The 24337-nt window shown below is 57.9% G+C and carries 24 protein-coding genes; 16 read left to right on the top strand and 8 right to left on the bottom strand.

Annotation, left to right across the window (positions count from 1 at the left end):
• Positions 1 to 150: 150 nt before the first annotated feature.
• Positions 151 to 438, bottom strand: coding sequence for a LexA regulated protein (gene ybfE, locus AC1RKG_RS13460; protein ID WP_004949692.1), 288 nt, complete (start codon positions 436 to 438; stop codon positions 151 to 153).
• A gap of 291 nt (positions 439 to 729) precedes the next feature.
• Complete coding sequence (ybfF, locus tag AC1RKG_RS13455) at positions 730 to 1503, bottom strand: esterase (RefSeq protein ID WP_020825648.1); 774 nt, start codon at positions 1501 to 1503, stop codon at positions 730 to 732.
• 309 nt (positions 1504 to 1812) lie between these two features.
• On the opposite strand from ybfF, the gene seqA reads away from it, so the two are divergent.
• From seqA to AC1RKG_RS13435, 4 genes are all read left to right on the top strand, one after another.
• Complete coding sequence (gene seqA, locus AC1RKG_RS13450; protein WP_116691007.1) at positions 1813 to 2352, top strand: replication initiation negative regulator SeqA; 540 nt, start codon at positions 1813 to 1815, stop codon at positions 2350 to 2352.
• Positions 2353 to 2429: 77 nt separating this feature from the next.
• Positions 2430 to 4073 carry a phosphoglucomutase (alpha-D-glucose-1,6-bisphosphate-dependent) gene (pgm, locus tag AC1RKG_RS13445; RefSeq protein ID WP_046375073.1) on the top strand — a complete coding sequence of 548 codons (1644 nt, stop codon included), beginning with the start codon at positions 2430 to 2432 and terminating at the stop codon, positions 4071 to 4073.
• Positions 4074 to 4260: 187 nt separating this feature from the next.
• A complete protein-coding gene (locus AC1RKG_RS13440) occupies positions 4261 to 4923 on the top strand; it encodes a PadR family transcriptional regulator (RefSeq protein WP_493183245.1) in 663 nt (220 codons plus the stop codon).
• Entirely contained in the window at positions 4923 to 5222 is a 300-nt protein-coding gene (locus tag AC1RKG_RS13435; RefSeq protein WP_020825652.1) for a DUF3861 domain-containing protein, read from the top strand. Before AC1RKG_RS13440 ends, AC1RKG_RS13435 begins: the two co-directional genes overlap by 1 nt.
• Before the next feature lie 69 nt (positions 5223 to 5291).
• Here the strand turns inward: AC1RKG_RS13435 and kdpE are convergent, their stop codons facing one another.
• The 6 genes from kdpE to AC1RKG_RS13405 form a co-directional block, all read right to left on the bottom strand.
• Positions 5292 to 5981: a two-component system response regulator KdpE gene (kdpE, locus tag AC1RKG_RS13430; protein ID WP_046374274.1), complete on the bottom strand. Its 690-nt coding sequence runs from the start codon at positions 5979 to 5981 to the stop codon at positions 5292 to 5294.
• Positions 5982 to 5999: 18 nt separating this feature from the next.
• Entirely contained in the window at positions 6000 to 8693 is a 2694-nt protein-coding gene (gene kdpD, locus AC1RKG_RS13425) for a two-component system sensor histidine kinase KdpD (RefSeq protein ID WP_020825654.1), read from the bottom strand.
• Between the two features lie 200 nt (positions 8694 to 8893).
• A complete protein-coding gene (kdpC, locus tag AC1RKG_RS13420; protein WP_048759470.1) occupies positions 8894 to 9463 on the bottom strand; it encodes a potassium-transporting ATPase subunit KdpC in 570 nt (189 codons plus the stop codon).
• Positions 9464 to 9482: 19 nt separating this feature from the next.
• Positions 9483 to 11552: a potassium-transporting ATPase subunit KdpB gene (kdpB, locus tag AC1RKG_RS13415; RefSeq protein ID WP_020825656.1), complete on the bottom strand. Its 2070-nt coding sequence runs from the start codon at positions 11550 to 11552 to the stop codon at positions 9483 to 9485.
• A gap of 156 nt (positions 11553 to 11708) precedes the next feature.
• The gene (kdpA, locus tag AC1RKG_RS13410; RefSeq protein ID WP_020825657.1) at positions 11709 to 13397 is read right to left on the bottom strand and encodes a potassium-transporting ATPase subunit KdpA; all 1689 of its coding nucleotides are present in this window, start codon (positions 13395 to 13397) and stop codon (positions 11709 to 11711) included.
• Positions 13397 to 13486, bottom strand: a complete 90-nt coding sequence (locus tag AC1RKG_RS13405) for a K(+)-transporting ATPase subunit F (RefSeq protein ID WP_004949718.1) — start codon at positions 13484 to 13486, stop codon at positions 13397 to 13399. The genes kdpA and AC1RKG_RS13405 overlap by 1 nt, the downstream gene beginning before the upstream one ends.
• Positions 13487 to 13929: 443 nt before the next feature.
• Between AC1RKG_RS13405 and AC1RKG_RS13400 the strand changes: the two genes are divergently transcribed.
• From AC1RKG_RS13400 to nei, 12 genes are all read left to right on the top strand, one after another.
• Positions 13930 to 14136, top strand: coding sequence for a YbfA family protein (locus AC1RKG_RS13400; RefSeq protein ID WP_020825658.1), 207 nt, complete (start codon positions 13930 to 13932; stop codon positions 14134 to 14136).
• Between the two features lie 144 nt (positions 14137 to 14280).
• Complete coding sequence (locus AC1RKG_RS13395) at positions 14281 to 15234, top strand: YbgA family protein (RefSeq protein ID WP_493183242.1); 954 nt, start codon at positions 14281 to 14283, stop codon at positions 15232 to 15234.
• Between the two features lie 15 nt (positions 15235 to 15249).
• The gene (gene phrB / locus AC1RKG_RS13390) at positions 15250 to 16680 is read left to right on the top strand and encodes a deoxyribodipyrimidine photo-lyase (protein WP_493183241.1); all 1431 of its coding nucleotides are present in this window, start codon (positions 15250 to 15252) and stop codon (positions 16678 to 16680) included.
• Positions 16681 to 16702: 22 nt separating this feature from the next.
• Positions 16703 to 17683, top strand: a complete 981-nt coding sequence (locus AC1RKG_RS13385) for an MBL fold metallo-hydrolase (RefSeq protein WP_048759467.1) — start codon at positions 16703 to 16705, stop codon at positions 17681 to 17683.
• An 18-nt stretch (positions 17684 to 17701) separates the two neighbouring features.
• A complete protein-coding gene (locus tag AC1RKG_RS13380; RefSeq protein WP_128863919.1) occupies positions 17702 to 18445 on the top strand; it encodes a type 2 GTP cyclohydrolase I in 744 nt (247 codons plus the stop codon).
• Positions 18446 to 18597: 152 nt separating this feature from the next.
• A complete protein-coding gene (gene pxpB, locus AC1RKG_RS13375) occupies positions 18598 to 19254 on the top strand; it encodes a 5-oxoprolinase subunit PxpB (protein WP_020825663.1) in 657 nt (218 codons plus the stop codon).
• On the top strand, positions 19248 to 20180 hold the full coding sequence (pxpC, locus tag AC1RKG_RS13370) for a 5-oxoprolinase subunit PxpC (RefSeq protein ID WP_116691002.1): 933 nt from the start codon (positions 19248 to 19250) through the stop codon (positions 20178 to 20180). Before pxpB ends, pxpC begins: the two co-directional genes overlap by 7 nt.
• Positions 20170 to 20907 carry a 5-oxoprolinase subunit PxpA gene (gene pxpA, locus AC1RKG_RS13365; RefSeq protein ID WP_122077608.1) on the top strand — a complete coding sequence of 246 codons (738 nt, stop codon included), beginning with the start codon at positions 20170 to 20172 and terminating at the stop codon, positions 20905 to 20907. The genes pxpC and pxpA overlap by 11 nt, the downstream gene beginning before the upstream one ends.
• A 170-nt stretch (positions 20908 to 21077) precedes the next feature.
• On the top strand, positions 21078 to 21809 hold the full coding sequence (locus AC1RKG_RS13360; RefSeq protein ID WP_020825666.1) for a DUF969 domain-containing protein: 732 nt from the start codon (positions 21078 to 21080) through the stop codon (positions 21807 to 21809).
• Complete coding sequence (locus AC1RKG_RS13355) at positions 21806 to 22825, top strand: DUF979 domain-containing protein (protein WP_493183239.1); 1020 nt, start codon at positions 21806 to 21808, stop codon at positions 22823 to 22825. Before AC1RKG_RS13360 ends, AC1RKG_RS13355 begins: the two co-directional genes overlap by 4 nt.
• Positions 22826 to 22834: 9 nt before the next feature.
• Positions 22835 to 23479: a pyroglutamyl-peptidase I gene (gene pcp, locus AC1RKG_RS13350; RefSeq protein WP_187962453.1), complete on the top strand. Its 645-nt coding sequence runs from the start codon at positions 22835 to 22837 to the stop codon at positions 23477 to 23479.
• Positions 23480 to 23536: 57 nt separating this feature from the next.
• Positions 23537 to 24328: an endonuclease VIII gene (gene nei, locus AC1RKG_RS13345; RefSeq protein WP_046374263.1), complete on the top strand. Its 792-nt coding sequence runs from the start codon at positions 23537 to 23539 to the stop codon at positions 24326 to 24328.
• Positions 24329 to 24337 lie beyond the last annotated feature (9 nt).

Here is a 24337-nt window from a genome sequence, read left to right as displayed (position 1 = left end):
CATGGCAAGAGATTATCTCTTACCGGTAAGTGCGTATCATGCCAGAAATTTACCCCGGGTATTTATCACTTTAATGCGATGCCGGGTGGAATAAAGCGGTGTTGATCGGGCGTCATCCTTAACGCCGCGCCGCATGTGCGGCTGCAATGATCAATGTTCTGGCTGCTCGTCCGCCAGTTGTGCCAGCAGCATTTGCTCAATAAGCTCGCTGCGGCTGATATTACGCTGTTCCGCCAGTTTGTTCAGGGCGTCCACCGCATCCGCGTTGATCTTCAGTTCCACACGCCGTAAGCCACGGACTTTATCGCGTCGAAGCTGATTACGCTTATTGATTCTAAGCTGTTCATCTCGGGATAGCGGGTTGGTTTTCGGGCGCCCCGGACGGCGTTCATCTGCGAACAGATCCAGCGTCGTGCGATCCGTTTGTTCTTTTGCCATAGGTAGCGGTACTGCAAGGGAGTTTGCATCAAAAAGCGCTTACACGCTTCCGGACGGTTCGGTTAACACACTTCGGGCCAATAAACCCTAACCCAAATTCACCCCAGCCTGACGTTAGCGAACACGCTCGGCACGGCGGTAAAATTATAGCGCGCCATATTACCCCAGCAGGTAGAGCGACGACAATGCTTAACTGAGCCGAAAACGCGCTAAGCCGTTATCTTTAGCGCGTTTTTTCATCAGATGGTGACTTTGGGAGGGAAACGGCCCATTTGTTGGGCCTGGCGCGACTCAGGCTTCGCCGAGAAAGCGGTGAATGGCGCGCAACACCGCCTCCGGTTTTTCCGCATGAACCCAATGTCCGGTACCGGCAACGACGTGAGCGCGAGCCTGCGGGAATTGACGGGCAATATCTTCGCGATAGCTGTCCTGCACGTAAGGCGACAGGCCGCCGCGGATAAACAGCGTCGGGTGAGGCCAGGCCGGCACTTCCTGCCAGCCGGTGATGTTCTCGTACTCTTCGATCAGCACCGGCAGATTGAAACGCCATTCGCCTTGGTGGAAGGATTTCAGCAGGAACTGGATCACGCCTTCCTCTTTCAGGTAGCCGCGCATCAATTCCGCCGCCTGCTGGCGTTGGGTAATGCCTGCGGCGCTTACCGCCTGCAACGCGACAAAAATTTCGTCGTGGCGGCGCGTTTGATAGTCCACCGGCGCAACGTCAATGATGATCAGCTTCTCCACGCGCTGCGGGGCGATTGCCGTCAGCGCCATGGCCGCTTTGCCGCCCATCGAGTGGCCAATGACAATCACTTTTTCCAACTGCAAATCGTCCAGCAACGTCAGCAGATCCTGCGCCATCTCCGGGTAGGTCATGACCTCAGAACGCGGTGACAGGCCGTGGTTGCGCAGATCGACTTTAACTACGCTGTGCTGCTGGTTCAGGTCGCGCGCCAGCACGCCCAGGTTGTCCAAATTGCCAAACAGCCCGTGGATCAGGATCACCGGCAATGCATCGGACTCGGTGGCCAGCAGTTGATAATGTAATTTCATGGCGAAGTTCATACTGAGAGAGATTCAGATTAGGTTATCATGATTAAAACACTCGATGAATAAACCCGTCGCCTTTCAAGCGGCAGGGTTGTTCGCTGTACTTGCTGCAACTTAAAATCCATAGGATAAAACGTGGATTTTTCATGGTAAGGTGCAGGTTTGGCAGCGCCGGTGTCCGGCGGGCTATAGGTATTAGTCTGCTTTTGCCGTATTGGGGCACATTGTTATGTTCGCCTCTGCGCTTTTAACCTTATAATCCCATGGCTTGAATGCCGGATCTGGCTTCAGGTTCTAAGTAGAAAAAAACAGTACTGGATAAAGATGAAAACTATTGAAGTCGACGAAGAGCTCTACCGCTATATTGCCAGCCACACGCAACATATTGGTGAGAGCGCGTCCGATATTTTGCGCCGTATGTTGAAATTTACCGCAGGCCAGCCGTTACGTGCAGCGCCGGCCGCCAGCGCACAGAGCGCAGAACAGGAAAAAATCGTTGCCGCATCGCGCCCGCGCGATCGCGTACGTGCCGTGCGTGAACTGTTGTTGTCGGACGAGTACGCCGAACAGAGCAAAGCGGTGAACCGTTTTATGCTGGTACTTTCCACCCTGTATACCCTCGATGCGGCCGGCTTTGCCAGCGCCACCGATGCGTTACATGGCCGTACCCGTACCTATTTTGCCGGCGATCAGCAAACCCTGTTGGCGAACGGAACGCACACCAAGCCAAAGCACGTTCCGGGCACGCCTTACTGGGTGATCACCAATACCAATACCGGTCGCAAACGCAGCATGGTTGAACACATCATGCAGGCTATGCAGTTCCCGACGGAACTGACTGAAAAAGTTTGCGGCACTATCTAATTTAGCGAACAGCCCGTCATGGTGGCCGTGAGCGACATATTGCCAGGCCGCAGGACAGGGATTAGGGAGATATGTCGATGGCGAATAACCCACGTGCCGGGCAGCCGGCTCAGCAAAGCGATTTGATCAACGTAGCCCAGCTGACGTCGCAGTACTATGTACTGCAACCTGAAGCGGGCAACGCCGCACACGCGGTCAAGTTCGGGACTTCAGGCCATCGCGGCAGTGCGCTGCGCCACAGCTTTAACGAAGCCCACATTCTCGCGATCGCGCAGGCGATTGCCGAAGTGCGTCATCAGCAGGGCGTGACCGGTCCATGCTACGTGGGTAAAGACACCCATGCGTTGTCGGAGCCTGCCTTCATTTCAGTGCTGGAAGTGTTGAGCGCCAACGGCGTTGATGTGATCGTGCAGGAAAATAATGGCTTCACGCCAACGCCTGCGGTCTCCCATGCCATCCTGTGCCACAACCGTAACGGTGGGGCATTGGCCGATGGCATCGTGATCACCCCGTCCCACAATCCGCCTGAAGATGGCGGCATCAAATATAACCCGACCAACGGCGGCCCGGCGGACACCAATCTGACCTCGGTGATTGAAAAGCGCGCCAATGAACTGCTGTCTCTGCAGTTGAAAGGCGTTCAGCGTCAATCGCTGGATAAGGCCTGGGCCAGCGGCCGTGTGCATGCGCAGGACCTGGTGCAGCCATATGTTGAAGGGCTGGTGGACGTGGTTGATATGCCTGCGATTCAGCGTGCCGGCCTGAAGCTGGGCGTCGATCCGCTCGGCGGTTCCGGCATCGCCTACTGGCAGCGTATCGCCGAGCATTACAAGCTGGATCTGACGCTGGTGAACGATGCTATCGATCAGACCTTCCGCTTTATGCACCTGGACCACGACGGTGTGATCCGTATGGACTGCTCTTCAGAACCGGCGATGGGTGGCCTGCTCGCGCTGCGCGACAAGTTCGACCTGGCGTTTGCCAACGATCCGGATTACGACCGCCACGGCATAGTTACGCCTGCGGGGCTGATGAACCCGAACCATTATCTGGCGGTTGCCATCAACTATCTGTTCCAGCATCGTCCACAGTGGAGTGCTAACGTAGCGGTAGGCAAGACGCTGGTTTCCAGCGCGATGATTGACCGCGTGGTGGCTGATTTGGGCCGCAAGCTGGTGGAAGTGCCGGTGGGCTTCAAATGGTTCGTTGATGGCCTGCATGACGGTAGCCTGGGCTTTGGCGGCGAAGAGAGCGCAGGGGCTTCGTTCCTGCGTTTCAATGCTACCCCGTGGTCTACTGATAAAGACGGTATCATCATGTGCCTGTTGGCGGCGGAAATCACCGCAGTGACCGGCGAAAATCCGCAGCATCACTACGAAGACCTGGCCAAGCGTTTTGGTGCCCCGAGCTACAACCGCATTCAGGCACCGGCAACTTCTGCGCAGAAAGCGGCGTTGTCCAAGCTGTCACCGGAAATGGTCAAGGCCGATACTCTGGCGGGTGATCCTATTACCGCACGTTTGACGGCGGCACCGGGCAACGGCGCATCGATTGGTGGCCTGAAAGTGATGACCGACAACGGCTGGTTCGCGGCACGTCCTTCTGGTACCGAAGAAGCCTACAAGATTTACTGTGAGAGCTTCCTCGGTGCTGAGCACCGTGAAAAGATCGAGCACGAAGCGGTAGAAATCGTCAGCGAAGTGCTGGCTTCTGCCAAGTAAGGCCTCTCTCCCTTGAAAAAAAGCGCTGTAAAAACAGCGCTTTTTTTATGTCTGCAATTTAGATATATCTTTTTCATTCTTCCCCTCTTGCGCATTTAGATATATCGATCTAGATTAGATATATCGAAGTGACTTAGATATATCTAAATCACCTCGTAAACTGATTATCCAATGCGAGGTACAGACTATGTTTCACCGTTTAGATTTACACCGTCGTCACGGCTGCCGCCATGACAGCGAAGAAGGGCACGAACATCATCATCGTCGTCGTGGCGGTCGCCATCATTTTGGCGGCGACCATGGTGAAGAGCATGGCCGGGGAGGGCGCGGCGGTCGTGGCGGCCGTCACCGCATGTTTGAACACGGCGATCTGCGGCTGGTGCTGCTGGCGCTGGTGGCGCGTAAACCGAGCCACGGTTACGAACTGATCAAGGCGATCGACGAGGCGTCTTCCGGTCTCTATGTGCCAAGCCCAGGGGTGATTTATCCGACACTGACGCTGCTGGAAGAGCAGGATTTCCTCGAGCCGATCACCAGCGGCAACGGCCGTAAAAGCTATCAGATCACCGAGCTGGGCCAGAGTGAATTACAAAAACACCAGGCCGTCGTCGATGTGATCCTGGCCCGTTTGGCCGGTGCCGGTCGCGGCCACCATCATCATGGCAATCTGGCGGAAGGCATCTCCGACGCCATGAACCGCCTGCGCAGTTTGTTGCGTGGCAATGTGATGCGCGCCGATCTTTCGCCACAGCAGGTAGAACGCATCAATGCGGCGCTGCTCACCGCGGTGGCGGAAATTGAAAGTGAAATGAACATTGCTCCAACAGATACAGATAAGGAAAACAACTGATGCCTGGCCACCGTTTCCGCATTACCGTTGAAGCCCTGAGCGATCGCCAAGGCGAGCCCGTTGAGAAAACGCCACTGAGTTTTGAGGTGGAAAACCACGACGATATTCTTGGCATCGTTGAGCGCATCAAAGCGCGCGAAGATCTGAACTTTGGCGAAAATAACAGCGCGGCCTTCGCCGTCGGCTTGAAGCTGTTCTCTGAAGTGATGATCGAAAACCGCAAGCACCCGGTGTTTGCCCCGCTGCGCGAGGCGTTCAAAGAATTTATGGTGGGGCTGAAGAAAGGCCAAAACGTGTAGGGGTGCCGCATGCTGCACCCGTTTAATCGAATATTGCATCAGCTTAACCGCATGCTGCACCCTTTCACCTCATGGCATAAAGCGGTAACCGACGCCGGTTTCGGTCAGCAAGTGTTTTGGCCGGGCCGGATCGGCCTCCAGTTTTTGCCGCAGATGCCCCATATAAATTCGCAGATAGTGGCTGTGTTCGACGTAGTTCGGTCCCCAGACGTGGCTTAATAGCTGACGCTGGGTGATGACCTTGCCGGAGTTGGCCAGCAGTTCGGCCAGCAGGCGAAACTCTATCGGTGTCAGATGCAGATCTTCACCCTGGCGCAGTACCCGGCGGTTGATCAGATCGACGGTGATTTCGGAAAAGCTGACCAACGGACTCTCCTGCTGGCTGCCTGAATGGCGGCGCAAGGCGACTCGCACGCGGGCCAGCAGTTCGCCGATGCCAAACGGTTTGCTGAGATAGTCATCCGCCCCGGCGTCCAGCGCGGCAATTTTGTCTTCTTCGGCATTACGCGCCGACAGCACAATCACCGGAATGGCGCTCCACTGGCGTAGATCGCGGATATAGTTAAGCCCGTCACCGTCCGGCAACCCTAAATCGAGAATAATCAGATCCGGCTTGCGCGTGCCGGCTTCAATCAGCCCGCGCTGCAGCGTTTCGCTTTCAAACACCCGTAGCCCCTCACTTTCGAGCGCGGTACGGACGAAGCGCCGGATCTCTTTCTCATCTTCGACAATCAGAATATTGGTTGGCGTGCTGCTCACAAGGCTCCCTGGAGTTGGTTAGAGATCAAAGGCTTCGCTGTCTATTTCCGGCGGTTTTTCCAGCGGCAGCACAAAGCGGAAGCTGGCACCGCCGTTAGCGCCGTTTTCCGCCCAAATGCGGCCGCCGTGCACTTCAATAATGGCACGGCAAATCGCTAACCCCAAACCTACGCCGGGAATGGCCGACTCTTTATTGCCGCGGGAAAACTTATCGAAGATAAGCTGTTTTTTCCCTTCAGGAATGCCTGGGCCATCGTCCCAGACTTCGACTTCCAGCCAGTCGGGCAGCGTATGGGCGCGAATGCCGATAGTAGCATCGATACCGGCGTATTTATTGGCATTTTCCAACAGGTTAGTGAAAACCCGCTCCAGCAGGCTGCCGTCGCAATTAACCAATATCAGCTCCGGCGGCAGCTCAACCTTGATCTGGTGTTGGGTCATCAGCGGTTCCAGCATGTGCAGCGAAGCGCCGACGATCTCCTCCAGCGACTGCCACTCTTTTCGCAGGTTAAAGCCACCGGATTGAATGCGTGCCATATCCAGCAGGTTGTTCACCAGCCGGGTGGTGCTCAATACCTGCTGGCGGATCTGACTGGCCTGCGGAGCATGGTTGGAGCCTTCCGCGGCCAGATCGAGCGTCAGAATTTCCGCCTGGCCGAACAGCACCGTCAGCGGCGTGCGCAAATCGTGGGACAGCGCCGCCAGCAGCGAGTTGCGCAGCTGCTCCCGCTCGGCGTCCAGTTTTGCTTCCTCGGCGCTGCGCGCCAGATGCAATCGTTCCAGTGCGCTGGCGATCAGCACCGCAAAGGTTTGCAGCAGCCGCTGTTGTTCCGGCACCATCAGTTGGCGCAGGTTACTGGGTTCGATAGCCAGCAGGCCGAAGGTTTGTTTCGACGTGGTGAGCGGGAGCAGTTGGTAAGGCACGCCAGGCAAGGTGTCGGTACCGGCGCCGGCCGGCATGCCCTTGTCGAAACTCCAACGGGCGATAGCCTCATCCACCGACAGCAGCCCGCCCGTTTCGCCAACCATTTGCTGCAGCTTGCCGTCTTCCTGCGGCAGTAGCAGGACGGTTTTGGCCTGGAAGCTGCTGGAAAGGAAGTGGCGGCTGGTTTTGGCGATATCTTCGGTGGTCAGCGCCTGGCTCAGCCCACGAGATATTTCATACAGGTGCCGAGCTCTTTGCTCGCGATAACGGGCCACTCGCGCCTGATAACGCACGCCGGCGGTCAGGTTGCCGATGGTGATGCCGACGATCAGCATGACGCCGAAGGTCAGCAGATACTGCATATCGCTGACGGCAAACGACCATTCAGGCTGGACGAAAAACAGATCAAAGCTGGCGACGTTAATCACCGCCGCCAGTACCGAGGGCCAGCGACCGAAGAACAGCGCGACGATCGCCACCCCGAGCAGATACACCATCACCAGGTTGGCCTGGTCAAAGCCCGGCAACAACCATTGGGAGAGCAGGGTGATCAGGGCGCAGAGTGCAACGGCCACGGCGCAGCCGCGCAATTGCATGCGCCATTTTTCGGTAAAGTTGCGGCCATCATGTTCTTTCCCCTGCGGCGCAGGGGTGTCGTTTTCCAGCGCGACGATCACCAGATCGAGATCGGGTCCCAGGCGACCGAGACGATCGGCAAAGCTGCCGCGCAGTTTCCAGCGTTGTTCGCTGCGGCGGCCGATAATGATTTTGCCCAGGTTATGTTCGCGGGCATAGCGCAACACCGCACGTTCTTCATAAGGTTCAGACAGGGTAGCGGTTTCAGCCCCCAACTCCTGCGCCAGCCGCAGCGCCCGCAGGATCGCCCGGCGTTGATTTTCCGGCAAGCGGTGCAGTTTCGGTGTTTCTACATATACCGCGTGCCAGTGGCAACCCAATCGGGCCGCCAGCCGCGCCGCGATACGCACCAGTTTCTCATTGCCGCTGCTATGCCCCACGCACAGCAAAATGCTGTCGCGAGTGTGCCATACGCGCTCGCGGCCCTGAGTATCGCGAAAGGCGCGCATCTGGTCATCGACCCGGTCGGCGGTGCGGCGCAGCGCCAGTTCGCGCAGCGCGATCAGATTGCCCTTGCGGAAAAAGTGCTCGATGGCGCGCTCGGCCTGGCCGGGAATGTACACCTTGCCTTCATTTAATCGCTGACGAAGATCGTCTGGCGGCAGGTCAACCAGCACCACCTCGGTGGCCTCGTCGAACACGTGATCGGGCACCGTTTCACGTACCCGCACGCCGGTCACGCCGCCGACCACGTCGTTCAGGCTTTCCAGATGTTGGACATTGACGGTGGTCAGCACGTCGATACCGGCGTCCAACAGCTCTTCCACATCCTGCCAGCGCTTCGGATGGCGTGAACCGTAGGCGTTACTGTGCGCCAGCTCATCCATCAGGATCAGTGCCGGGTGGCGTGCCAGCGCGGCATCGAGGTCAAATTCCTGCACTAAGCGTCCGCGATGCTGGATGCGTTTTTGCGCCAGCAGATCCAAGCCGTTCAGCAGCGCTGCGGTTTCGCTGCGGCCATGGGTTTCCACCACGCCGACCAGCACGTCCAACCCCTGGCTGCGCAGCCGCTGGGCTTCCTGCAGCATGGCGTAGGTTTTGCCCACCCCGGCACAGGCGCCGAAGAAAACCTTCAACCGGCCGCGGGGCTTTTCATTGGCCAGCGCCAGCAGGCTGTCAGGGTCAGGGCGTTGTTGTTCCTCATCCACCATCGGAGTTCCTTTTGCAGCAATGTACCCGTCATACTGCAAGCTGCTTGGGTGTTGGCTGCCTTCACTCACCCCAGCCGCTTACTCGAGTAAGCTCCTGGGGATTCACTCAGTTGCCGCCTACAAGCAACTCGAATTATTTTGGGTATATATATCGGGTTCGGCACGCCGAACCCGATACTTATCCTTTAACACGCAACGGATTATTTCAATGCGTCGAGCGCCAGGTTCAATTTCAGCACGTTTACCACCGACTCGCCCATAAAGTTGGGGGTGGCCTGATCGGTGCTTTGATCAATCAGTTTGGCGATTTGCTCCGGCGGTAGTTGGCGCGCCGCCGCAACCCGGGCCAGTTGATATTGCGCCGCCGCGAGGGAGATCTGCGGATCCAGTCCACTCCCCGAGGCCGTCAGCAGATCGACCGGGATCGGGCCCTTCATCGCCGGGTTGGCCAGACGCAATTGCGCGGCACGCTCGGCGATGGCTTTATCCAGCGCCGGGTTGGTGGCGGCCAGGTTGCTGCCGGCGGACGCCATCGCATTATAGGCCGAATCGCCGGTGGCAGAAGGGCGGCCCCAGAAATACTCGGGTTTGGTAAAGTTTTGGCCGATTAACGCGGAGCCGACCACCTTATCGCCCTGATACAGCAGCGAACCGTTGGCCGCGCCGGAAAACAGCAGCTGTGAAAGTCCGGTCGTCAGCAACGGGTAGGCGATACCGGTAATCAACGTCAGCAGGATCAACATCACCAACGAAGGGCGTAAATAAGACATTTTCATTTCCTCTCAATGATTAACCGGCGATGTGCAAGGCGACCAGGATCAGGTCGATCAGCTTGATGCCGACAAAAGGCACCAACAGACCGCCCACGCCATAGAGCCACAGGTTGCGTCGTAGCAGTGCAGCTGCGCTCATCGGTTTATAGCTCACCCCTTTCAGCGCCAGCGGGATCAGGAATACGATCACCAGGGCGTTGAAGATCACCGCCGACATAATGGCGGAGGCTGGGGAGTGCAAATGCATCACGTTCAGGGCGTTAAGCTGCGGATAGGTTGCCGCAAACGCCGCCGGGATAATGGCGAAATACTTGGCCACGTCGTTGGCGATGCTGAAGGTGGTCAATGAACCGCGCGTCATCAGCATTTGTTTGCCGATGTGCACCACTTCAATCAACTTGGTCGGGTTAGAGTCCAGATCGACCATATTGCCCGCCTCTTTGGCGGCCTGAGTGCCCGAGTTCATCGCCACCGCCACATCAGCCTGAGCCAGCGCTGGGGCGTCGTTGGTGCCGTCACCGGTCATCGCTACCAGACGGCCTTCCGCCTGATATTGGCGAATCAACGCCAGCTTGGCTTCCGGCGTCGCTTCTGACAGGAAGTCGTCTACCCCGGCTTCGGCGGCGATCGCGGCGGCGGTCAGTGGGTTATCACCGGTGATCATCACCGTTTTGATGCCCATTTTACGCAGCTCGGCGAAACGCTCTTTAATGCCGCCCTTGACGATATCCTTCAGCGCTACCACGCCCAATACGCGCGGGCCTTCTGCTACCACCAGCGGCGTGCCGCCAGTGCGCGCCACGCTGGCGACCAGTTCGTCCACCGCCTGCGGGAAGTGGCCCTGATTGGACTCCACGTGACGACGAATGGCGTCCACCGCGCCTTTGCGGATCATCCGGTCCTGCACGTTGACGCCGCTCATGCGCGTTTGGGCGGAGAAGGGCACGAAAGTGGCGTTCAGCGCCTGCAGGTCACGTTCGCGCAGGTTGAAGCGTTGCTTCGCCAGCACCACGATGCTACGGCCTTCCGGCGTTTCGTCCGCCAGGGATGACAGCTGGGCCGCGTCGGCCAGATCTTGCTCCTTCACGCCCGGCGCAGGCAAGAACTCGGAGGCCTGACGGTTACCCAGCGTAATGGTGCCGGTTTTGTCCAGCAGCAGCACATCAACGTCACCAGCGGCTTCCACCGCCCGCCCGCTGGTGGCGATCACGTTGGCCCCCAGCATTCGGCTCATCCCGGCCACGCCAATGGCCGACAGCAACCCGCCGATGGTGGTAGGGATCAGGCAGACCAGCAGCGCCACCAGCACGGTAATGGTGACTACCGAACCGCCGTTGGCGGCGTCCACGCTGTACTGCGAGAACGGAAACAGCGTCGCGGTCGCCAGCACGAACACGATGGTCAGTGCGACCAGCAGAATGGTCAACGCTACTTCGTTCGGGGTTTTACGCCGTTTGGCGCCTTCCACCATGGCGATCATCCTGTCGAGGAAGGTTTCGCCCGGGTTAACGCTGCACTGCACCACCAGCCAGTCGGACAGCACGCGGGTACCGCCGGTCACCGACGAGAAGTCACCGCCGGATTCGCGGATCACCGGGGCGGATTCGCCGGTAATGGCGCTTTCGTCCACGGAGGCGCCACCTTCCAGCACTTCGCCGTCGCAGGGGATGGTATCGCCGGCTTCCACCAGTACGATGTCACCCTTGCGCAGGCTTTCGGCGGACACTTTCTCGGTGGCACCATCACGGCGCGGCGCGGCCAATTTTTTCGCCCAACTGGTTTTCTTGGTGCCCCTCAGGCTTTCCGCCTGGGCTTTGCTGCGCCCTTCGGCCAGCGCTTCGGCAAAGTTGGCGAACAGCACGGTGAACCACAGCCACAGAGCGATACTGCCGGTGAAAGCCGCGCTGCCGTCGGTCTGTCCGGCGAGGATCGCCAGCCAGATGGCCGTAGTCAGGATGCTGCCTATATACACCACGAACATCACCGGGTTACGCCACTGGGTGCGTGGATCCAGCTTTTTCAGCGCATCGATCAGCGCGGTACGGACCAGTGCCGGTTCAAACAGCGCACGTTGTTTGCGAGTCATCTCTTAATCTCTCTCTTTATTTCATTCCCTATGGATTTCGAGTTGCAACTAGGCACCCAACTCGCTCATCCCCAGGCGCTTACTTGAGTAAGTAACTGGGGTGAGCGAGTGCCAGGTAACAACGCTGCGGCTCGAAAGGCGACGGGAATGCGCCTGTTATTTGGCCAGCCAAAGTTGCAAATGTTCGGCCACCGGTCCCAGCGCCAGCGCCGGTACGAAGGTCAATGCGCCCACCAGCAGCACGGTGCCGATCAGCAGACCGATAAACAGCGGCCCGTAGGTTGGCAGAGTACCGTTGCCCGCCGGCTGACGTTTCTTCGCACACAGCGAACCGGCAATGGCCAGCACCGGCAGGATCACCCCAAAGCGGCCGACGAACATGGCGAAGGCCAGCAGCAGGTTATAGAACGGCGTATTGACGCTCAGGCCGGCAAAGGCGCTACCGTTGTTGTTGGCGGCGGAAGACAGCGCATACAGCACTTCGCTGAAGCCGTGCGCGCCCGGGTTAAGGATGCCTGCACGACCGGCGTCGGTGGCGATGGCCAGCGCCGTGCCCAACAGCACCAGCGTCGGCGTGACCAGGATCGCCAGAGCGGTCATTTTCATGTCGTAGACGTCAATCTTTTTGCCCAGGTATTCCGGTGTGCGCCCGATCATCAGCCCGGCAATAAACACCGTCAGCAGGACGAACAACAGCATGCCGTACAGGCCCGAGCCCACACCGCCAAACACCACTTCGCCAATCTGCATCAGCCACATCGGCACCATGCCGCCCAGCGCGGTGAAGGAGTCATGCATCGCATTGACCGCACCGCAGGACGCCGCGGTGGTCACCACCGAGAACAGGCTGGTGGCGAGAATGCCAAAGCGCGACTCCTTGCCTTCCATATTGATGTTGCTGGCACTGCCCAATTCGCCCAGATGAGGGTTACCCGCCAGTTCGGCGAACATCACCACCACCACGGCAACCACGAAGATCAGCGCCATCGCCCAGATCAGCGCGTGGCCCTGGCGGTTTTCACCGGCAACCTGACCGAAAGCAAAACACAACGCGCAGGGGATCAGGAAGATCGCCAGCATTTGCACAAAGTTGGTCAGCACGGTCGGGTTTTCGAACGGGTGAGCCGAGTTGGCGCCGAAGAAACCGCCGCCATTGGTGCCGAGCATCTTGATCGCTTCCTGAGAGGCCACTGGCCCCATCGGCAGCGTCTGCTGTGCGCCTTCCAGCGTGTTGATGTGCAGGTAGGGCAGGAAGTTTTGCAGCGTGCCCTGGCTGACGAAGAACAAAGCGATCAACAGCGAAATCGGCAGCAGCACATACAGCGTCACGCGGAACATATCGATCCAGGCGTTGCCAATAGTGGCGCTGGAACGACGGGTGAAGGCGCGGATCAACGCGAAGGCCACGGCGATACCGGTCGCGGCGGACAGGAAGTTCTGCACTGCCAGACCGGCCATTTGGCTGAGATAGCTGAGAGTGCTTTCACCGCTGTAGGCTTGCCAGTTGGTGTTGGTGACAAAGCTGACCGCGGTATTGAACGCCAGATCCCAGGACAGGCCGGGGAAGCCCTGTGGGTTAAGCGGCAGCGAGCCTTGCGCCATCAGCAACGCGAACAGCAGCACCAGACCGAGCAGGTTAAACCACAGGATCGCCAGTGCGTATTGCCACCAGTTCATTTCGGCGGGGGTTGTGCCACAGCAACGCCAAATGCCGGCTTCCAGCCGACGCAGCGCCGGCAGCGGCTCTCCTTCAATCAGGCGTGCCAGGAAACCGCCCAGCGGTCGCGCCAGCAGCAGAAGCACCAGCAGGAAGCTGGCAATCAATAAAAAGGCTGAAGCTGCCATCAGAAATCCTCCGCATTGAACAGGGCATAAACCAGATAGCCCAACAGCAGCAGAACCAACAGCGCACCACCAATAACGCTGATACTCACGGGACACCTCCAGAGGTGTAGTTTTTGATAGAGCGAGTGTAGGGAGGGCGGTAGAAAGAAGATGAAAAAATAGCGTTGGCCGGTGTAAAAAAAGTATAAAAATGGCTGAAATTACAGCAGAAAATGGCTTTTTAGCCTCGATTTTGGGGGGCGTAGCGCGATTGGACTCCTGTTTGGGGGCGTGAAGATGAAGGTTTGCGTAAACAGGGCGTAAATAACCACAATGTAACCAATGGTTAGTTAATTATTAACCTTGATGTAACAAAATTACGGATTTGGCGAATTATTTGCGATTTTTTGTGCGATTCAGTGGTCGGATGAGTAGTAAACTTTCATCAATTGCGCTAAAATTTTGTCCAGTTACCAAATGGTCTTGTTTCTATTGTTTACGCCAGCGCTGTTTCGCAGTAAATCAACGGCCAGGCGTTTTTGAGGAGGTTCGCATGTCTACTTATCACGCTTATTCATTGCATCGGATTCTCCTGCGCCGCAGCGCAGTGATCCTGGCAGGTGTGTTGGCTTTACCGGTAATGCTGTTCCGCAGCGACCGCGCCCGTTTTTACAGCTATTTGCACCGCGTCTGGTCAAAAACCAGCGATAAGCCGGTCTGGCTGCAACAGGCGGAACTGGCGTCCTGCGATTTCTACTGATCGCAGCTTGCCCCAACGAAAACCCTCGCTTTCCAGCGGGGGTTTTTTTATGGCTGCGGTTCGGGCATGGTGTCGATAGCGTTCGTGTCATAGCGCGAATTCTTCTACACTTTTAGTCACATCCAACGCTGCGGGAGCCTATCAATGAGTGACAAAATTCCGGTCGGTATCAGCGCTTGCCTGCTTGGTGAGACGGTGCGTTTTGACGGCGGCCATAAACGGCTGGCCTTTGCGGTGGAACAACTGGCCCCTTTTGTGCGTTTTGAGCCGATTTGCCCGGAAATGGCCATCGGTTTACCGACCCCGCGCCCGGCGCTGCGGTTGATCAAAAAACAACATCACGTGGCATTGCGCCACAGCAATGACGATAGCATTGACGTAACCGAGCGGATGCAGCAGTTTTCCGAGCATCGAATCGCCGCTTTGCAGCACCTGTGCGGTTACATTGTTTGCGCCAACTCGCCAAGCTGCGGCATGGAGCGGGTCCGTCTGTATGATGAGAACGGTAGCGGCGCGCGTAAAAGTGGCGTCGGATTGTTCACCGCCGAGCTACTGCGGCAAATGCCCTGGCTGCCGGTGGAGGAGGACGGGCGGCTGAACGACGCAACGCTGCGGGAAAACTTTGTCGAACGCGTTTATGCGCTGTATGAGTTAAACATGCTGTGGCGTAAAGGCCTGAGCCGCGGCGGCCTGATCGCCTTTCACAGTCGCTATAAGCTGTCGCTGTTGGCGCATTCGCAGCAGGAATACCGGGAGCTTGGGCGTTTTGTGGCGGGCATCGATAAATGGGATTCGCTGGAAGCCTTCACCCTAGAATACCGCAGTCGCCTGATGAAACTGCTGGCGCACAAGGCTACCCGTCGTAACCACACCAACGTATTGATGCATGTGCAGGGCTATTTCCGCAATCATCTGAGCTCCGCGCAGCGCCAGGAACTGGCGCAGTTGATCGATCGTTATCGGCAGGGGGTGCAGCCGTTGTTGGCACCGATAACCCTGCTCAAACACTACATGGCCGAATACCCCGATCGTTATCTGGCCGACCAACGCTATTTCGAGCCCTATCCAGAGGCGCTGCGCCTGCGTTATGGCCACTGATTGACAAGGAGTTTTATGACCACGCATCTGGTCTGGTTGCGTAACGATTTGCGTATCACCGACAACAAAGCCCTGCACGCCGCCTGTAGCGATCCCGAAGCTCGGGTGCTGGCGGTGTTTATCGCCACGCCGCAACAATGGCAGCAGCACCAAATGGCGCCACGTCAGGCGGCGTTTATCCATGCGGGTTTGCTGCAGGTACAGCAGGCCCTTGCCGAGCGCGGCATTCCCCTTAGCTATCACCAATGCGACGACTTCTCAGCTGCAGTGGATTGGCTGGTGGCGTACTGCACACAGGAGCGGGTGGATGCGCTGTTTTACAATCGCCAGTACGAAATCAACGAGCGCCAGCGCGACCAACGGCTGGAACAGCGTTTAGCCGGGCAGGTGATTTGCCAGAGTTTCGACGACAGCCTGCTGCTGCCGCCGGGGAGCGTGCAAACCGGCGGCGGTGAAATGTACAAGGTCTATACGCCTTTTCGTAAAGCCTTTATCCAGCGTCTGACCGAATCCGACATCCGCTCTGTTCCCGCCCCCAAACCGCGAGCCGGTGGCGCACTGCCCACCCCTGCGGTACCTGAGGCGTTCGATTATCCACCGGCAGAGCCGACCGGGGATTTTCCAAGCGGGGAAGAGGCGGCTTTGCAGCGATTACGTTCTTTTTGCCGGGAGCAGGTGCAAGACTATCTTAAGCAGCGCGATCTGCCGGCCATTGATGGTACCAGCGGCCTGTCGCCCTATTTGGCGATTGGCGTGTTGTCACCGCGCCAATGCTTTAACCGCCTGCGTGCTGAATGCCCACAGGTGCTGGAAAATCCCGACGGCGGCGCTTTTGGCTGGCTGAATGAACTGGTCTGGCGCGAGTTTTATCGGCATTTGATGGTGGCCTATCCTGCGTTATGCAAGCACCGTCCCTTTATCGATTGGACGGATAAGGTACGCTGGCGGAACGACAGTGAGCTGCTGCAGGCCTGGCAGCAGGGCGCCACCGGCTATCCGATCGTTGATGCCGCTATGCGCCAATTGAATAAAACAGGCTGGATGCATAACCGGTTACGCATGATCAGCGCCAGTTTTCTGGTGAAAGACTTACTGATCGACTGGCGCGAAGGTGAGCGCTATTTCATGTCGCAACTGCTGGACGGCGATCTGGCGGCCAACAACGGCGGTTGGCAGTGGGCGGCCTCCACCGGTACCGACGCCGCGCCGTATTTCCGCATCTTTAACCCGACCACTCAGGGCGAACGTTTTGATCCGCAAGGCACTTTTATCCGTAAATGGTTGCCCGAGCTGGCGGATGTACCGGACAATGCTATCCATCAACCCCATCGCTGGGCAGAACAACAGCAGCGCGTGCTGGATTATCCGCTGCCGATTGTCGACCACAAGCAGGCGCGGCTGGAAACGCTGGCGGCCTTTGAGGCGGCGAAGCGCGGGGAATATTAAGGCAACAGCAAGGAGCGAAATAATGATGAAAAAGGTGCTGGCCCTGTGCCTGAGCGGCTATTCAGCCCTGGCGCTGGCCGGTTTTGACGTGGTGGCGCTGGGCGTGGATGGCGGCGTTAGCGACGGCAATCTGACCTCTTATCTGATCCGCAGCGACAACCAACCGCAGTATCTGGCGCTGGATGCCGGCTCGTTGTTACCGGGTATTGCCAAAGGGCTGGAGAAGGGTAGTTTCCCGCAGGTGACCCCTGAACTGGCGGCGCCTTATACTCCGCAGGGTTATGTATTCCGCCAACTGATCGGCGCTTACTTTATCAGCCATGGTCATCTGGACCACGTGGCGGGGTTGATAATCGGTTCGCCGGAGGACAGCAAGAAGAATATCTATGCCCAGGCCGATACCATTCTGACCCTGCGCAATCATTACTTTAACTGGAAGGCCTGGCCCAACTTCACCGATTCCGGCAACGGATCGCGGTTGGGGACTTACCGGCTGCAAACCGTGCGCCCGCAGCAGCGTGTGACCCTGGGCGTGACCGGTTTGAGCGGCGTAATGTATCCGCTCAGCCACGATCGGTATCCTTCTTCGATGCTGCTGGTCTCCGATCGCAGCGGCTCTTTCGCCTATTTCGGTGATACCGGCCCGGATGCGCTTGAGCAGTCGCGCAATCTGGACGGTGCCTGGCGCGCGTTGGGGCCGCTCATCGAGCAGAAAAAGCTGAAAGGCATGATCATCGAAAGCTCCTATCCCAACGAGGTTGAAGATAAAAATCTCTACGGGCACCTGACGCCGGCATGGTTGTTGAAAGAGTTGAAAAATTTGACCCAGTACAGTGGGGGAGAAGGATCGCTGAAGGATTTCCCGGTGGTCATCAGCCATATCAAACCCAGCCTGAAGCAAGGGCAAGATGTGCGGGCGACCATCAAACAGCAGTTGGAACAGGGCAACGATCTGGGCGTGAAATTTATCCTGATGGAACAGGGCGACCGCCAGACATTTTGAATTGAAGAGAGAATTTTTATGCGTAACCTCGATCTTGAAAAGTTGATCAACACCGAACTGAATACCGGCGCGTTTCAGGATTACGGCCCTAATGGGTTGCAGGTGGAAGGGCGGCCCCATGTGCAGCGTATCGTTACCGGCGTTACCGCCTGTCAGGCGCTGCTGGATGCGGCGGTGGAACACCAGGCCGACGCCGTTGTGGTACATCACGGCTACTTCTGGAAAAACGAGGCGCCCTCGGTACGTGGCATGAAGCGCAATCGGCTGAAAACGCTGTTGAGCAATGATATCAACCTGTACGCTTATCACCTGCCGCTGGACGCGCATCCGGTGTTGGGCAACAACGCGCAGCTGGCGCATCAACTGGGCATTCGGGTGATTGGCGAAGTGGAACCGCTGGTGCCGCACGGGGAATTTGAGCAACCGCTGACCGGCGTTGAACTGCAGCAACGTATTGAGAGCCGCCTCGGGCGGGCCGTACTGCACTGTGGTGATAACGCCCCGGCGCATATCCGCCGTGTGGCCTGGTGCACCGGTGGCGGTCAGGGCTTTATCGACAGCGCCGCGCGATTTGGCGTCGATGCTTTCATTACCGGAGAGGTTTCTGAGCAAACCATTCACAGCGCGCGTGAAATGGGCATTCACTTTTTTGCCGCCGGGCATCATGCCACTGAACGCGGTGGCGTCAAGGCGCTCGGTGAATGGCTGGCTGAGCAGCATGGTTTTGATGTGACCTTTATCGATATCCCAAATCCCGCCTGATTTCCCTCCGAGGATCCAGCCCGGTTTATACCGAGGCTGAATCCTTTTAATAGCCTAATCCCTTATTTTCTCGAAGGTTGTTCTATTGACAGCCGGAGCGCTGTCGCGCATAACTGATGTGTTTTCATCGCGATAATAATAAGGAGAAAAGGGTGCAACGAGCACGATGTTACCTGTTAGGTGAACGCGCGGTAGTGCTTGAACTGTCGCCGCCGGTGACGCTGCCAAGCCAGCAGCGGATTTGGGCGCTGGCCGAAAAGCTGAATCATCATCCCGACGTGCGCGAAGTGGTGCCCGGCATGAACAACCTTACGCTGCTGCTGAAGACGCCGCAGGCCGATGCCGAAATGATGTTAGCGCTGTTGCAACAGGGATGGGACAGCGAGGAGATCCTGGTGCCGGAATCACGTCAGGTGGATATTCCGGTGATCTACGGCGGCCAGGACGGGCCCGATCTGGATGAGGTCGCGCGCCACACCGGCATGACTCCGCAGCAGGTGGTGGAGTGCCACTCCTCTGCGGATTACGTAGTCTATTTCCTTGGTTTTCAACCTGGTTTCTCCTACATGGGCGGCATGCCGGACAAGTTGGCAACGCCGCGCCGTGCCGAACCGCGCCTGTCGGTGGCGGCCGGCTCCGTGGGGATCGGTGGCAGTCAGACCGGTATTTATCCGCTGGTGACCCCCGGCGGCTGGCAGTTGATTGGCCGTACACCTCTGGCGTTGTTTAATCCCTATGAAATGCCGCCCACCCTGCTGCGCCCTGGCGACAGCGTGCGGTTTGTGCCACAGAAGGAGGGCGTATGCTGAAGATCCTGCGTGCGGGCATTTACACCACGGTGCAGGATTTGGGCCGTAACGGTTTCCGTCGTCTGGGCGTCAGCCAGGGCGGCGCGCTCGACGAACCCGCGTTGAGGATCGCCAATCTGCTGGTGGGTAACGATACGAATGCCGCCGGGCTGGAAATCACCCTCGGGCAATTTAGCGCCGAATTTACCCGGCCAGGCTGGATCGCGCTGACCGGCGCCGGTTGTGATGCGCAACTGGACGGCAAGCCGCTGTGGACCGGCTGGCGTTATCAGGTCAGTGCGGGTCAACAGCTGATGTTGAAAATGCCAAAACGTGGCATGCGCAGCTATCTGGCGATAGACGGTGGTATCGCGGTGCCGGAAATACTCGGCTCACGCAGCACCGACAACAAAGCCGCTTTTGGCGGGCTGGAAGGACGTAACCTGCGAGATGGCGACTGCCTGCCGTTGGGAGCGGGGCGCGAATTGCAAAAGCAAAGCACCGGCGTGAAACAACTGTTGTTCAACAACCGTATCCGGGCCTTGCCGGGGCCGGAATATGACGAATTCAGCGAAGAGGCGAAAGAGTCTTTCTGGCGTACTGCCTGGCAACTGAGCCCGCAGAGCAACCGCATGGGCTACCGTTTGCACGGCAGCAGCGCGCTGAACCGTACCACCGAACGCGAAATGTTGTCTCATGGCCTGTTGCCGGGTGTGGTGCAGGTGCCGCATAACGGTCAGCCTATTGTGTTGATGGCCGATGCTCAAACTACCGGTGGTTACCCGCGCATTGCCTGCGTGATCGAAGCCGATCTCTATCATCTGGCGCAAATCCGTCTGGGCGAAGCTATCCACTTTGTACCCTGTACCCTGGCCCAGGCGCAGCGCGCCAAGGCCGAACAGGAGCACTTTATCCAACAGATTGCCTGGGGGTTAGATGAACGTTGATTTGAATGCCGATCTGGGTGAGGGCTGCGCTAACGATCAGGCGCTGCTGCAATTGGTCAGTTCGGCCAATATCGCCTGCGGTTTTCACGCCGGAGATGCGCAAACCATGCGCCAGTCGGTGCGTTGGGCGCTGCAGTACGGCGTGGCGATTGGCGCGCATCCGAGTTTTCCCGATCGCGAGAACTTTGGTCGTACCCGCATGCAGTTGCCGCCGGAAACGGTGTATGCGCAGGTGGTGTATCAGCTCGGTGCGCTGGCGGCGATCGCCCGTGCAGAAGGCGGGGTAATGGTGCACGTGAAGCCGCACGGCATGTTGTACAACCAGGCGGCCGTGGAGCCGGCGCTGGCGGAAGCCATTGCCCGCGCGGTTAAAGCAGTCGATCCGGCTTTGCGTCTGGTGGGGCTGGCGGGCAGCGAACTGATCCGCGCCGGTGAAAAGCAAGGTTTGGCGACGCGACAAGAGGTCTTTGCCGATCGCGGTTATCAGGCCGATGGCACGCTGGTACCACGGGGCCAGCCAGGGGCTTTGATTACCAGCGACGAACTGGCGCTGGCGCAAACGCTGGAAATGGTACGCCACCATCGGGTTCGCACTCTGGAGGGCACCTGGGCCGCTGTTCGGGCCGAAACCGTCTGCCTGCATGGCGACGGTGAACATGCGCTGGAATACGCGCGCACGCTGCGCCAACGTTTTGCCGTGGAAGGCATTAACGTCAGCGCAGAATAAAAATAATTAAACATACACAACACACAACACAATAATACCCAATGGATTTCGAGTCACAGCCAGGCAGCAAGGGGGTAAATCTCCAGGAGCTTACTTGAGTAAGTGACTGGCGTTTGCCCATGCAGCTAACAACGCTGTGGCTTGAAAGACGAGGGGAAAAGGAAGGCGCTATGGAACAGGTTGTTAACTTATGGCCACTGATTGGCATTGCCGCCATCGTGGTCGGGTTTGTTTTACGCTTTAACCCCGTGCTGGTGGTGATTGTCGCCGGCATTATCACCGGGCTGGCGGCATTGATGCCGCTGGATGTGATCCTGGAAAAACTCGGTGAGGGCTTCTTGAATACCCGTAACCTGCCGCTGATCCTGCTGCTGCCGTTGGCGGTGATCGGTTTGCTGGAACGCCACGGTTTGAAAGAGCGTGCACAGGCATGGATCGCCAAGATCAAAAGCGCCACCGCTGGACGTTTGTTGATCGTCTATCTGTTCGTGCGTGAAATTACTGCCGCCATGGGGCTGACCAGCCTGGGCGGGCACCCGCAAATGGTGCGTCCACTGTTGGCCCCCATGGCGGAAGGGGCTGCGGAAAACCGTTACGGTGAGCTGCCGGAGCGTACGCGTCACCGCCTGCGTGCCATGTCTGCCGCGACGGATAACGTCGGGTTGTTCTTTGGCGAAGACATTTTTGTGGCCTTCGGCGCGATCATCTTCATGCACAACTTTATGCTGGAATCCGGCGGTATCCAGACCGAGCCGCTGCATATCGCCTTGTGGGGCATTCCCACCGCTATCTTCGCCTTCCTGATCCATGCGTTTCGACTTTACCGGATGGATAAGCAGCTCAGCGCTGAATTGTCGCAGCTTAATCAGGCGGCACTGCAGGCCAAAGGAGATGCCCAATGACTTTCCAACAACAATATCTCTATTGGCTGGCTGGCGTGGTGCTGCTGATTGTCGCCGTGATGTCGTTCCGCGATCGCGCCAACCCGCGGCGTATTACCACCGGTTTGTTCTGGGCGTTGTACGGTGTGGTGTTCCTGGTTGGCGACTGGACCTATAGCCTGTTGGGCAACGTGCTGGGGGAGGGCAGCAACGAAAAACGCATGCTGCATATTATCGTCGGCGTGGTGGTCGTGGTGATGGCGTTGATCGCCGGCTTTGGCGGCGTGCGTCTGGGTAGCTATCATCAACGTACCCCACAGCAGCGCGAAGAGAGCGCGAAACGTCTGGGTAACCGGCTGTTTATTCCGGCACTGGCCATCCCGGTGGTGACGGTGATTGGCGTGCTGCTGTTCAACAATATTCCTGCATTGCAAACGGCGGTATTCGGCAGCGGTAACCACGCAACCTTGATTACTTTGTTCTCGATGACCGTCGGTTGTTTGCTGGGGTTGGTCATTGCGGTGAAAATGACCCATGAGAAAGCGCTGCAGCCGATTCAGGAAGCGCGCCGCCTGCTGGACTCCATCGGTTGGGCGTTTATTTTGCCGCAAATCCTCGCCACGCTGGGCCTGCTGTTTACCACCGCAGGCGTCGGTACCGCCATCTCTCATCTGACTCAAGAGTATCTGGCGGTGGATAACCGCTTCATCGCGGTGGCGGTTTATGCCATCGGTATGGCGCTGTTGACTATGGTGATGGGTAACGCCTTTGCCGCTTTCCCTATCGTCACCGCCGGTATCGGTATTCCGATCCTGGTGCTGCAACACGGTGGTAACCCGGCGGTGATGGCGGCCATCGGCATGTTTTCCGGCTATTGCGGCACGCTGATGACGCCAATGGCTGCTAACTTTAATATTGTACCGGCGGCGTTGCTGGAATTGCCGGACAAGAATGCGGTGATCAAGGCGCAGGTGCCGACCGGGGTGCTGCTGCTGCTGGTGAACGTGTTCCTGCTTTATTTCCTGATGTTCCTTTAAGGAGAACGCATGCAAAAGGTATTGATCACGGGCTTTGAGCCCTTTGGCGGCGAGCGCGTTAATCCTTCGTGGGAAGTGGTAAAGCAACTCAATGATATGGAGCTTTCCGGCGCGCGCATTATTGCGCGCCAGCTGCCCTGCGTATTCGGCGCGGCGCTGGAAGCGCTCAATGAGGCGATTGATGACGTGCAGCCAGTGATGGTGTTAGCTATCGGCCAGGCCGGTGGACGGACTGACATTACGCTGGAACGCGTGGCAATCAATATCGACGATGCGCGTATTCCGGATAATCAGGGGCAGCAGCCGATAGACGAGCCTATCGTTGAAAAGGGGCCTGCGGCTTATTTCAGTACCTTGCCCGTCAAGGCTATGGTCGAGGCGATGCGTGAAGCGGGTATCCCTGCTTCGGTATCGCAAACGGCCGGCACCTACGTTTGCAACCATGTGATGTACGGCTTGTTGCACCGTTTGAGCAAACAGCAGGCGATCAAGGGCGGATTTATTCATATTCCTTATCTGCCGGAGCAGGCTGCTGTCCATCCTGGTGCCCCCAGTATGGCGGCAACCACGGTCCTGTTTGCGCTGGAATTGGCCGTTTCCATTGCGCTGCAGGTTGAACACGATTTGAAAGTCGTCGGCGGCGCGACGCATTAATCGCCGTTTTTACCCCCGGCGCGGTTTGTCGCGTCGGGGCTACTCAGGAGTGATTCTATGCCGGAAGGACCGGAGATTCGCCGGGCGGCAGATGCATTGGCGGCGGCGGTGATCGACCAGCCGCTGACCGACGTCGGTTTTGCCTTTCCCCAGCTTAAACACTATCGCGACCGGTTAATCGGTGAGCGGATCATTGCTATCGAACCGCGCGGCAAGGCGTTACTGACCCACTTTTCCAATGGGCTGACGCTTTATAGCCATAACCAATTGTATGGCGTGTGGAAGGTGGTGAACGCGGGGGAAACGCCGGAAACCAAACGGGATCTGCGCGTACGGCTGGAAACGGCGGAGCGGGCAATTCTGTTGTACAGCGCGTCAGATATTACCCTGGGGCCGCGCGAAGAAATTGAACAGCATCCGTTTTTGCAACGGATCGGCCCCGACGTGCTGGATATGACGCTGACGGAAACCGCGGTAGAACAGCGACTGTTGTCGCCGAAGTTTCGTCGCAGGCAACTGGGTGGCATGTTGCTCGATCAGGCGTTTCTCGCCGGGCTGGGCAATTACCTGCGCGCCGAAATTCTCTGGCAGGCCGAACTGGCACCGCAGCATAAGCCGCAGGATCTGTCACCGGAGGCTTTGCAACGGCTGGCAAAGGCCCTGCTGGCGGTACCGAGGCTGTCTTACCAGACTCGCGGGCAGGTGGATGAGAACCGTCATCACGGCGCGTTATTCAGTTTCAAGGTGTTTCACCGCAGCGGTGAACCCTGTGAACGTTGCGGCGCGATGATCGTCCGTACCTCGTTGTCGTCGCGGCCGTTTTATTGGTGTCCAGGCTGTCAGAAATAGCAAAAAAAA

It is taken from the genome of Serratia sp. GW822-FHT06D09, assembly GCF_058799515.1.
Note: the sequence above shows the minus strand (reverse complement) of the source record. Positions and strands in the feature narration are given on the sequence as shown.

Coding starts and splice junctions, on each gene's coding strand:
- kdpB (WP_020825656.1), bottom strand. CDS start 11,552: ATGACTCGCAAACAACGTGCGCTGTTTGAACCGGCACTGGTCCGTACC.
- seqA (WP_116691007.1), top strand. CDS start 1,813: ATGAAAACTATTGAAGTCGACGAAGAGCTCTACCGCTATATTGCCAGC.
- AC1RKG_RS13355 (WP_493183239.1), top strand. CDS start 21,806: ATGACTTTCCAACAACAATATCTCTATTGGCTGGCTGGCGTGGTGCTG.
- ybfF (WP_020825648.1), bottom strand. CDS start 1,503: ATGAACTTCGCCATGAAATTACATTATCAACTGCTGGCCACCGAGTCC.
- nei (WP_046374263.1), top strand. CDS start 23,537: ATGCCGGAAGGACCGGAGATTCGCCGGGCGGCAGATGCATTGGCGGCG.
- kdpC (WP_048759470.1), bottom strand. CDS start 9,463: ATGTCTTATTTACGCCCTTCGTTGGTGATGTTGATCCTGCTGACGTTG.
- AC1RKG_RS13380 (WP_128863919.1), top strand. CDS start 17,702: ATGCGTAACCTCGATCTTGAAAAGTTGATCAACACCGAACTGAATACC.
- AC1RKG_RS13435 (WP_020825652.1), top strand. CDS start 4,923: ATGCCTGGCCACCGTTTCCGCATTACCGTTGAAGCCCTGAGCGATCGC.
- pxpA (WP_122077608.1), top strand. CDS start 20,170: ATGAACGTTGATTTGAATGCCGATCTGGGTGAGGGCTGCGCTAACGAT.
- AC1RKG_RS13440 (WP_493183245.1), top strand. CDS start 4,261: ATGTTTCACCGTTTAGATTTACACCGTCGTCACGGCTGCCGCCATGAC.
- AC1RKG_RS13385 (WP_048759467.1), top strand. CDS start 16,703: ATGATGAAAAAGGTGCTGGCCCTGTGCCTGAGCGGCTATTCAGCCCTG.
- pgm (WP_046375073.1), top strand. CDS start 2,430: ATGGCGAATAACCCACGTGCCGGGCAGCCGGCTCAGCAAAGCGATTTG.
- kdpA (WP_020825657.1), bottom strand. CDS start 13,397: ATGGCAGCTTCAGCCTTTTTATTGATTGCCAGCTTCCTGCTGGTGCTT.
- pxpC (WP_116691002.1), top strand. CDS start 19,248: ATGCTGAAGATCCTGCGTGCGGGCATTTACACCACGGTGCAGGATTTG.
- kdpD (WP_020825654.1), bottom strand. CDS start 8,693: ATGGTGGATGAGGAACAACAACGCCCTGACCCTGACAGCCTGCTGGCG.
- AC1RKG_RS13400 (WP_020825658.1), top strand. CDS start 13,930: ATGTCTACTTATCACGCTTATTCATTGCATCGGATTCTCCTGCGCCGC.
- AC1RKG_RS13395 (WP_493183242.1), top strand. CDS start 14,281: ATGAGTGACAAAATTCCGGTCGGTATCAGCGCTTGCCTGCTTGGTGAG.
- pcp (WP_187962453.1), top strand. CDS start 22,835: ATGCAAAAGGTATTGATCACGGGCTTTGAGCCCTTTGGCGGCGAGCGC.
- ybfE (WP_004949692.1), bottom strand. CDS start 438: ATGGCAAAAGAACAAACGGATCGCACGACGCTGGATCTGTTCGCAGAT.
- AC1RKG_RS13360 (WP_020825666.1), top strand. CDS start 21,078: ATGGAACAGGTTGTTAACTTATGGCCACTGATTGGCATTGCCGCCATC.
- phrB (WP_493183241.1), top strand. CDS start 15,250: ATGACCACGCATCTGGTCTGGTTGCGTAACGATTTGCGTATCACCGAC.